Origin of the sequence: Streptosporangium sp. NPDC004379 (genome assembly GCF_042873875.1) — a bacterium.
Taxonomy (GTDB): domain Bacteria; phylum Actinomycetota; class Actinomycetes; order Streptosporangiales; family Streptosporangiaceae; genus Streptosporangium.
Genome location: NZ_JBIAMC010000021.1, coordinates 121,779 through 130,302 on the forward strand (window position 1 = coordinate 121,779; position 8,524 = coordinate 130,302).

The 8,524-nt window shown below is 70.1% G+C and carries 10 protein-coding genes; 2 read left to right on the forward strand and 8 right to left on the reverse strand.

Annotation, left to right across the window (positions count from 1 at the left end):
- Nucleotides 1–117: 117 nt before the first annotated feature.
- Nucleotides 118–906, reverse strand: a complete 789-nt coding sequence (locus ACFYSC_RS32840) for a helix-turn-helix domain-containing protein (protein ID WP_389969366.1) — start codon at nt 904–906, stop codon at nt 118–120.
- Nucleotides 907–994: 88 nt separating this feature from the next.
- On the opposite strand from ACFYSC_RS32840, the gene ACFYSC_RS32845 reads away from it, so the two are divergent.
- On the forward strand, nt 995–1,393 hold the full coding sequence (locus tag ACFYSC_RS32845; protein WP_389969368.1) for a nuclear transport factor 2 family protein: 399 nt from the start codon (nt 995–997) through the stop codon (nt 1,391–1,393).
- 417 nt (nt 1,394–1,810) lie between these two features.
- Here the strand turns inward: ACFYSC_RS32845 and ACFYSC_RS32850 are convergent, their stop codons facing one another.
- From ACFYSC_RS32850 to ACFYSC_RS32880, 7 genes are all read right to left on the reverse strand, one after another.
- The gene (locus ACFYSC_RS32850) at nt 1,811–2,596 is read right to left on the reverse strand and encodes a MerR family transcriptional regulator (protein ID WP_389969370.1); all 786 of its coding nucleotides are present in this window, start codon (nt 2,594–2,596) and stop codon (nt 1,811–1,813) included.
- 4 nt (nt 2,597–2,600) lie between these two features.
- On the reverse strand, nt 2,601–3,371 hold the full coding sequence (locus ACFYSC_RS32855; RefSeq protein WP_389969372.1) for an alpha/beta fold hydrolase: 771 nt from the start codon (nt 3,369–3,371) through the stop codon (nt 2,601–2,603).
- A gap of 434 nt (nt 3,372–3,805) precedes the next feature.
- Nucleotides 3,806–4,384: an MFS transporter gene (locus ACFYSC_RS32860; protein ID WP_389969374.1), complete on the reverse strand. Its 579-nt coding sequence runs from the start codon at nt 4,382–4,384 to the stop codon at nt 3,806–3,808.
- A 9-nt stretch (nt 4,385–4,393) separates the two neighbouring features.
- Nucleotides 4,394–4,747 (reverse strand): MFS transporter, encoded by a 354-nt coding sequence (locus ACFYSC_RS32865; protein ID WP_389969376.1) that lies wholly within the window; start codon nt 4,745–4,747, stop codon nt 4,394–4,396.
- 127 nt (nt 4,748–4,874) lie between these two features.
- Entirely contained in the window at nt 4,875–5,384 is a 510-nt protein-coding gene (locus ACFYSC_RS32870; protein ID WP_389969378.1) for a recombinase family protein, read from the reverse strand.
- A gap of 206 nt (nt 5,385–5,590) precedes the next feature.
- The gene (locus ACFYSC_RS32875) at nt 5,591–6,607 is read right to left on the reverse strand and encodes a helix-turn-helix transcriptional regulator (RefSeq protein ID WP_389969380.1); all 1,017 of its coding nucleotides are present in this window, start codon (nt 6,605–6,607) and stop codon (nt 5,591–5,593) included.
- Nucleotides 6,608–6,635: 28 nt separating this feature from the next.
- Nucleotides 6,636–6,788: a hypothetical protein gene (locus tag ACFYSC_RS32880; RefSeq protein WP_389969382.1), complete on the reverse strand. Its 153-nt coding sequence runs from the start codon at nt 6,786–6,788 to the stop codon at nt 6,636–6,638.
- Here ACFYSC_RS32880 and ACFYSC_RS32885 point away from each other — a divergent pair.
- Nucleotides 6,787–8,151 carry an MFS transporter gene (locus tag ACFYSC_RS32885; protein WP_389969383.1) on the forward strand — a complete coding sequence of 455 codons (1,365 nt, stop codon included), beginning with the start codon at nt 6,787–6,789 and terminating at the stop codon, nt 8,149–8,151. The genes ACFYSC_RS32880 and ACFYSC_RS32885 overlap by 2 nt on opposite strands.
- Nucleotides 8,152–8,524 lie beyond the last annotated feature (373 nt).

Genomic DNA, 8,524 nt, shown 5'->3' on the forward strand with positions numbered 1-8,524 from the left:
CCCCCTACGATCGCTGACCTACTGACGCAGCTGTGGCGGGGTCAGGTAGCGCCGGCGGACGTAGCGCGGGCCACGCTCAACCGGCCGACGAACTCATGGGTTATTTCTCATTCCTGGTCAGAGGGCAGGTGACTGCCTGCCGGCGTCGAGTGCGGTGAAGTAGGCGGCGCTGTCGGCGTCCGTCGGGTAGTACGACTCGATCGCGACCTCGTCCAGGGTGATGTCCATCGGAGTACCGAACGTGGTCGTCGTCGAGAACAGCCGCAGTTCGCGCCCGCCGAAGCTGAAGATCATCGGGATGGTGACCTCCGACTCGACCGGTTGACTCGCGTCCCCCGAATGGGGGGCAAGGTAATCCTCGTAGAGCGCGGTGAGTCCAGGGTCGGGAGCTGTGGCGAGTTGCCGTGCGATCCGGACACGCAGCAGCGTACGCACCTGCGCCAGGTTGACGATGTGCGGGGCGAGCCCGCGCGGGTCCAGCCCCAGCCGCACCATGTTGATCGGCCGTACCAGCAGGTCGGGGGCGACGGCGGCGAGGAACGGGTCGATGGCGCGGTTGCTCATCACGATGTTCCACCGGCGGTCGACGGCCAGTGCCGGATACGGCTCATGCGCGCGCAGTACACGCTCGATCGCGTCCCAGGCCGCCGACAACGACTCCTGATCGAGCGGCCGTTCGGCATAGCGGGGCGCGAAGCCGGCGGCCAGCAGCAGCCGGTTGCGCTCTCGCAACGGCACGTCGAGCTGCTCGGCCAGTCGCAGGATCATCTCGGCGCTCGGGCGGGACTTGCCGGTCTCCACCAGGCTGACGTGACGAGCCGACACATCGGCGGCGATCGCGAGATCCAGCTGGCTGAGGCGCCGGCGATGCCGCCACTGCCGCAGCAGTTCCCCCACAGTGTGCATGGACGACGATGCTACTCATCGAGCACCCGAATGCTATGAAATGGCATTTCATCGACAAATGTCCCGGACGTCGGAAACATTGCGGCCCGTGACTACGCAGAACATGACCCATGACAACAAGAGCATCGTCCAGCAGGCGCTGACCGCACTGGTCGCGACCGGCGACGTCGACACGCTCGCGCCGTTGCTGAGCGACGACTTCCTCCATCACCGCCCGGACGCGACCTCCAAGACGAAGTCGGAATGGCTGGCCGCCGTGGGCGCCGCGCTCGTCCCACTCGCCGGCATGCAGGTCGAGATCCAGCACGTGCTGGCCGACGGCGATCATGTCGTGATGCATTCCAGGCGTCAGCTGCCCGGTGACGGGCCGGAGATCACGGTCGTCGACATCTGGCGGCTCGACGACGGTCTGATCACCGAGGCATGGGAGATCATCGAGCCGACGTCCCAGGCGGCCGCCAACCTGACCTGGTGGGAGATTCGCTGATCGCCGGCCCGGCCGCAAGCCGGGCGCCGCGGCTGTGAACACCGGGGCATCGTGACGGCCCCATGCCCCACCTCAAGCCTGGGTTCTGCACCCCCTCCCGGCCACGCCGCCGTCGTCGGGAGGGTCAGGGATCTCGCCGAGCTGCCGCAGGCCTTCCACCGGTGCGGAGGGGGAGATGGAGTAGCGGCCCAGGACGTTGAGGTGGGAGTGGCCGAGCGGGGACAGGCCGCCGGCGTCCTCATCCTTGACCCGGGAGGCCTCTGGGGAGGGGCGGACCGGATTTTGGTTCCGTCGCCTGTGTCTCGGGTCCAAGTCTGGTGAGCCCGCCCCTTTGACTGGACCGATCCTCTCCTCAGCCCGTTGCCCGGGCTGCGGCGGCCCGGGGAACGGGCTCTCTGCCAACGGCTCCTGTCGGTCTCAGCCTCGATCCGGTCGGGGGATGTCGATACCGCCGGCGCGGAGCCTCGCTTCGACGAGCGAGGCCAGGCGGGCCGCGGCGGAGTCGCGTTCTTCGCCGTGGTGGGCGATCAACCGGTAGCGGGTCGCGGTCTCGGTATGGGCTTGCAGACCGGTCACGATCCTGAGGTGGTCGGGGTGGGCGAGGTAGTGCTCGGCCATGTCGGTGGCCAGCTCCACAACGCGGGGATCATCCGGTGCCCAGCCGATGACTTCGGCGCTGCGCTTGGTCAGCTCCACGAAGCGGGGGTTGCGCAGCGCGTGTTCGATGTCGGCGAGGTAGTCCTCGAAGCTTTCGGGGACCAGGGCCTTGGCCAGGACGAAGGATTCCCGGGCAGTGCGTACGTCCTCCGGGGTGAAGCCGAGGGTCGGCATTGCCTCCAGCATCGCTACGGCGCGGTCGGGCAGCAAGGTCCGGTCGCCGCTGGTGAGCCGGTTGAGCATGTCCCTCTGTGCGGCCAACGCGGCGATCCGGGCGGTGAGGCGCTGCTCGACGTCGGCGAGCGCCGCGGCGAACGGCGCGGCGTCGCAGTCCAGCAGCGGGCCGATGTCGGCCAGCGGCACCCCGGCGCCGGCGAGCGTTTTGACCTGCACCAGTCTCAACAGCTCGGCCGAGCCGTAGCGCCGATACCCCGAGCTGTCGCGCGCGGGCTCCGCCACCAGCCCGAGCTTGTGGTAGTGCCGCACCGTTTTGATCGTGACGCCGGCGAACGCGGCCGCCTGGCCGATGGTCACCCCCGCGGCCATGGGCTCAGCGATCCTTTCGCGCCTGCGCGGCGGCGGCGGTCTCCCGCACCGCGGCGGCGACCGCCCGGAAATCCTTGCGCAGGATCTGGGTGTGGTTGCTCTCTACTTTGGTGCTGACCCGCAGGTTGGGGTTGCGGCGGAGCACCGGATCGAGAGAGGCGCGCATCTGCTCCATCTCCTCCGCACCGCCGCCGAGGTTGGCTCCGGAGGCCAGGATATAGCGCACCGGGCAGGACAGTCGGTCCAGGACGGGTTCGAGGGCAGCGCAGACCTCGTTGATCTCGATGTTGACCTGGGCGTGCTGAGCGGCACTCATCGAGGCGGCCAGGCCGAAGGGGCGCGCGAGCGGCAACCCCAGCCGCATCCTGCGAAACGCGCGCCGGATCCGCTCCCGGTTCTCCTCACCGGTCAGCCCCCAGGGGACCGCGCCGTCGACCGAGACCAGCCCGGCGATACGGTCGGGGTTGCGATCGGCCCAGTGCACCGCCAGCGCCGCACCATAGGACCAGCCGACCAGCAGCGGCCGCTCCACCCCGATCGCCTCGAGGACTGCGTCGACGTCGCGCAGACAGCCCTCGAAGGAGTAGTCGGCCGACCGCTTCGACTTGCCGCGGGCGCGCTCGTCGTAGGTGAGGTGTCGCCACCGGGGGCCGAGTTCGGCGATCACCCGCCGCCAGGAGCGCTGGCTCGCATAGGAGCCGTTGAGATACACGACGGCTTGGCCGGGGCCGCGGGTATCGGTGACCGCCAGGGCCGTGTCGTCGACGGGCACCATGCCGGCCCATGAGGAAGCGTGTGAATGCGTCATGCGGTCAGCATCCGCCTTGACCTCGGGTCAAGGTCAAACGGACCGTCGAGGCCACCGAATCGAGTTCCGGTGACCTCGACGGAGGCATTGACCTGCATCGCCGCATCGGCGTCGGGCGAGAGCGCCGCTGTAGGCGACGACAGACTTCTTCGTCGACTTCGAGGAACGCGACGAGGACTACGGCCGGCAAGCCGCCATGCTCGCGGTCATCGGCCGGACCACAGGAGCAAGGCTGACCAGCGAGTGGCTGGAACAACCACACCCGTACACAACGGTCCCCCATGTCGGACGGAGCACGCTGAACCCCTGAGCGCTCGATCACATGCATCTCGGGAAGCGATCTTCGCCTGGACGTCATCGTCGCTGCTCAACCACGCTGGTCGGCGGAGGGGACGGCTCGATCAGCGCTCAGGTCGCCAGCCCCCCGCCTTGCCGGGGTGGCACCGGGCTGGCGTCGCGCCGTCGCGGCAGCGCGGCCGCCAGGAGGGCGACGGCGGCCAGCACCACGGCGATGGCGGCGAAGGCCTGCCCGTAGCCAGTCGCCAGCTCCGGCGCCCGGCCGGGCCGGCACGTTCGCCGTCCTGCCCCGCCGTGAGCGCGACCAGGGACGCCAGGCCGAGCGCGCCGCCGATCTGCTTGGCGGTGTTCATCAGCCCGGAGGCCGCCCCCGCGTCGGCTGCGGCGACGCCCGAGGTGACCGTGACAGTCAGCGGCGTGTTCAGCAGGCCGCCGCCGAGCGAGATCAGCACGGCTGGGCCGGCGATGGCCGTCAGGTAGTCCTGGCCAGGGGCGATGCGGCTCTGCCACCAGAAGCCGGCTGCGCCGATCAGCGCCCCGGCGACGATGAGCACGCGATCGTCGGCGCGGCGCATCAGCCATGGCGTCAGGCGCAGGCCCACCAGCATGGTCAGCAGGGTGTGCGGCAGGAACGCCAGCCCGGTCTGCAGCGGCCCGTAGCCCAGGACGTGCTGCAGGGACAAGGTCAGGAACTACCACATCGGGTTCAGGCACGCCCCGGCCAGCAGTATCGCGATGTTGCCCAGCCAGATCGGCACGTTGATCAGCAGAATCGCCCGCCAGGACAGGTATTCGGTCAGCGCCCCGCCGATCAGGTTGCCCGCCGTGCCGCCGGCCAGGCTCACCGCCGTCCAGATCGCGATCGCGCGGGTGCGGCGCGGCCCCTCGGGAAAGACAGAGGTCAAGATCGTGAGCGTGGCCGGGGCCAGCACCGCCGCTCCCACCCCCTGACCTGCCCGGGCCGTGATCAGCGCGCCCGGCGCGTCGGCCAGCCGCCCGCCGAGCAGCAGCAGAACGCCGAAACTCAGCGCGTAGGCGTTGCCCACCCACGCCAGGTGCCGGGCGTCGAAGCCGAGCGCGTGCTGGATCGGGGTTGAGGAACCCAGGAACAGCCGTTGGCGGCGAGAATGATCTTGCTCGATGTGTGACGTCCGGCTTCGGCGTGTGATCGCTCTACCGGGAGGTTTCTGGCCCGTGGATGATGCGGTGGATGGTGGAGCGTCCGACGCTGTATTCGGTGGCCAGGTCGGCCAGGGACACCTCGCCCTCGGCGTATCGGCGGCGGATGGAGCGCCGGGCGGGTTCGGGCAATTTGGGCTGCTTGCCCTTGAGCTTGCCGTTCTTCTTGGCCAGGGCCATGCCCTCGCGGGTGCGCATGTGTCCGAGGTTGGCCTCGAACTCGGCGACCATGGCGAGGGTCTGCAGGAACAGCCGCCCGAACGGGTCGTTCCAGTCGTAGACGGATGCGCCGAGTCCGAACAGGACGCCCCGTCCGGACAGGTCGGTGAGGATCTCGTTGGCCTCGGCCATGTTGCGAGCGAACCGGTCGAACTTAGTGACCGTGAACACCGTCCCGTCCCAGTCGGCGGCGAGGGCCTGGTCGAGGCCGACGCGGTTGCGGCGGGTGGTGCCGGAGGAGCCGCGATCGATGTAGATCCGATCCTGGGGGACGCCGAGGGCCAAGAGTTACTCGGTCTGGATGATCACATCCTGCTCGTCGGTCGAGCAGCGGGCGTAGCCGACGCGGGTTCCGTTCACGCGCTCAAGTGTTCCGTATAGCCCCCCTTCACCGGAACAGTTCGCGGAACACCTATACAGAACACCTCGACCTGGCGCTCTGTCCCGGCTGGCGGGTGTTCCGGTTGAGGATCCCCTTACGGAACACCAGTTCATCCACCCCTCCGCACTCCACATGAGGTGTGCAGGTCACCGGTGAGGTCGTCGGGTCCGAGTCCCCTGCTGATCCGGGTGCGCAGGGAGCGCAAAGCTTGCCGGAGTTCGGCTGGTTCGATGTCGGTGAGGTCGGCGTCGAAGGTGAGGAGCAGGCCGGCGAGTCCTGGCCATGACCAGGCGCCAAGGGTGAGGCGGCAAGTGGTTTCGGTGTCGTACTTGACTGTTGATCCGCCGGGAGCGAACCGGGCGACGGTGGAGGCGGGCAGGCCGAGGGTGGCCGAGCCGCAGCATGGCCAGTCGGCAGTGGCGTCTCCGCGGTCGGGTGCGGTCATGACGAAGGTGACGGGATCGCCGTGCGGGATGTCGCGCCGGTCGAAGGGGGTGTGCGTGGGCAGGTGCGCCTGGATGCGATCCATGCGCATGGCGCGCCATCGGCCCGCATCCGGGTCGAAGGCGACCAGGTACCAGCGTGCGGCCCACACCACGAGGTCGTGCGGTTCCAGCGTGAGCGTGACGGGTTCTCCGTCGCCGGTGTAGCCGACGCGTACGAGGTGCTGCCGGTTGATCGCGCTGCCGACGGCGCGGACGGTCTCGGTGTCGATCGGCGGGGCGGGGAACTCCCAGTAGTTGCGGGCAGAGGAGACGGTGAACGCTTTGGCGTGCAGGCGGCTGCGCGCGGGCATCGCCTGGTGCAGCGTGGCGAGAGCGCGTGCCGCGTTCTCGCGGATGCCGGACAGGACCGCCGGGACGGTCTGCAGTGCGACGGCCGTGGCGACGGCCTGGTCCTCGTCGAACACGACCGGCGGCAGGCGGGCGGCGTGACCGAGCCGATAACCGCCACCCGCGCCGCGGATGGCCTCGATCTCGTACCCGAGGTCTCGGAGCGTGTCGATGTCGCGGCGCACGGTTCGCACCGACGTTCCGAGCCGGGTGGCGAGTTTCTCGGCGGTCAGGGTCGCGCCGATCCCGAAGATGGACAGCAGTTTGAGCGTCCGCGCGGAGGTGGCAGCCATGATTCTCCGATTCTCTCGCCGATAGCGGTCACTCGATGGCAACTATGCCGACGATGGTGACCGGCATGACCGCTTCACCAAGCCCGCCAAAGGGCTCCTTCAACCCTGAGGTTCCTCCCGTACCCATCGCCGGCGCCGGCGCGACTGCGGCGCTGCTGGTGGTGCTCTTCGGGTCGTTCATGGACCTTCTCGATGCGACGATCGTGACCGTCGCGGCCCCGGCGATAGCCCGGGACCTGGGTGCCGGCGACGCTCAGATCCAGTGGACGATCGCCGCCTACACCCTCGCCCTGGGCGCGAGCCTGATCACCGGTGGACGGCTCGGTGATCAGTACGGCCGCAAGCGGCTGTTCCTGATCGGGCTGGCCGGGTTCATGCTCACCTCGGCGCTGTGCGCGCTGGCCGCCGATCCGGGGATGCTCATCGGCATGCGGGCCGCGCAGGGGCTGACCGGCGGCATCATGGTGCCGCAGGTGTTCGGGATCATCCGGGCGTCCTTCGCGCCGGGTGAGCGGGCCAAGGCGTTCGGCGCGTACGGAGCGGTTCAGGGTCTCGCCTCGGTCGCGGGTCCGCTGCTGGGCGGGCTGCTCGTCGAGGCCGACCTGTTCGGCCTGGGCTGGCGTACGATCTTCTGGATCAATGTGCCCGTCTCGGTCCTGGCCCTCATCATCGGCGCGAAGGTGCTGCCGGAGTCCCGCTCCACCTCGACCGCGCGGCTGGACCTGGCGGGCGCGTTCCTGGCGGCCACGGGCATCCTGCTCCTGCTGCTGCCGATCATCCAGGCCGAGACCTGGGGATGGACCTGGGGCAGCTACGCCCTGCTGGCGGCCGGGATCGTCGTGCTCTCGATCTTCCTCGTCTACGAGCGCCGCCTCACCGGACGCGGGAACGAGCCCGTCTTCGATCCCGCTCTGCTGAGAATCCGGGCCTTCACCGTCGGCCTGGTCGCTTCGGTGCTGTTCTTCGGCGGCCTCGGGTCGTACTTCCTCACCCTCTCGATCTACCTGCAGAACGGGACCGGCCGGACCGCGTGGGAGACCGGCCTGGTGATCCTCCCGTACGCGCTCGGCTCGATCATCACCTCCGGCCTCGGCGTCGCCCTGGCCGCCAAGGCGGGCAGAACACTGCTGATCGCCGGCTCGCTCACGATCGCGGCATCGCACCTCGTTCTGTGGTACGTCGTCAAGGACGGCGACGATCCCGGATACTGGCTGCTCGCCCTGGCGCTGTTCATCGGTGGCCTCGGACTCGGTCTCGCCGCGCCGATCCTCGTCAACGTCGTCCTGGCGGGCGTCCCCGGGCGCAACGCGGGCGCCGCGGGCGGGGTGCTGTCCACTGTCAACCAGATCGGCGGCGCCGCCGGCATCGCCGTGCTCGGCACGGTCTTCTTCACCTCTGCCACCGGTCCAGCCGCCGGGGCGCCGGCGCTGTCCGACTACAGTCATGCGCTCGGCATCGTCCTGATCGTCTCAGCCGCGCTCTACCTGATCACGGCATTCGTGATGCTCGCGCTCCCGAAGACCGCGGCCGAGCACGCCGAGTAGAGAAGCACGCCGCTTGTCAACCGGCATCTCGAGCGCGCCGCCTGTCACCAGGGCAACGGCGCAGGCGAAGGGGGCGCCCTGCCTTCACATCGAGACAGGCTGACCAGAAATGGGTGCGGCCCAGAACGGGCCGGGCGCGGCGGGGGCGGGGGGCCCCCCCCCCCCCCGCCGGGCCGGCCCCCCCCCCCCCCCCCCGGGGGGCGGGGGGGGGGGCCGGGGCGGGGGGGGGGGCGCGGGGGGGGGCGGGGGGCCCCCCGGGGGGGGGGGCGGGCCGCCCGGGGGGCCCGGGCGGCCGGCCCCCCCCCCGCCCCCCGCGGCCGCCAGGAAGGCGCCGATCAGCGCCGGGCGCAGCAGCCGGTCGCGCCGGAGACGC

Bases quoted from the DNA above. Each gene is read 5' to 3' on its own strand.
- ACFYSC_RS32855 (WP_389969372.1), bottom strand. From the start codon at position 3,371: ATGGTGCCCGTCGACGACACGGCCCTGGCGGTCACCGATACCCGCGGC.
- ACFYSC_RS32875 (WP_389969380.1), bottom strand. From the start codon at position 6,607: ATGGCTGCCACCTCCGCGCGGACGCTCAAACTGCTGTCCATCTTCGGG.
- ACFYSC_RS32885 (WP_389969383.1), top strand. From the start codon at position 6,787: ATGGACCTTCTCGATGCGACGATCGTGACCGTCGCGGCCCCGGCGATA.
- ACFYSC_RS32840 (WP_389969366.1), bottom strand. From the start codon at position 906: ATGCACACTGTGGGGGAACTGCTGCGGCAGTGGCGGCATCGCCGGCGC.
- ACFYSC_RS32880 (WP_389969382.1), bottom strand. From the start codon at position 6,788: ATGAACGACCCGAAGAGCACCACCAGCAGCGCCGCAGTCGCGCCGGCG.
- ACFYSC_RS32850 (WP_389969370.1), bottom strand. From the start codon at position 2,596: ATGGCCGCGGGGGTGACCATCGGCCAGGCGGCCGCGTTCGCCGGCGTC.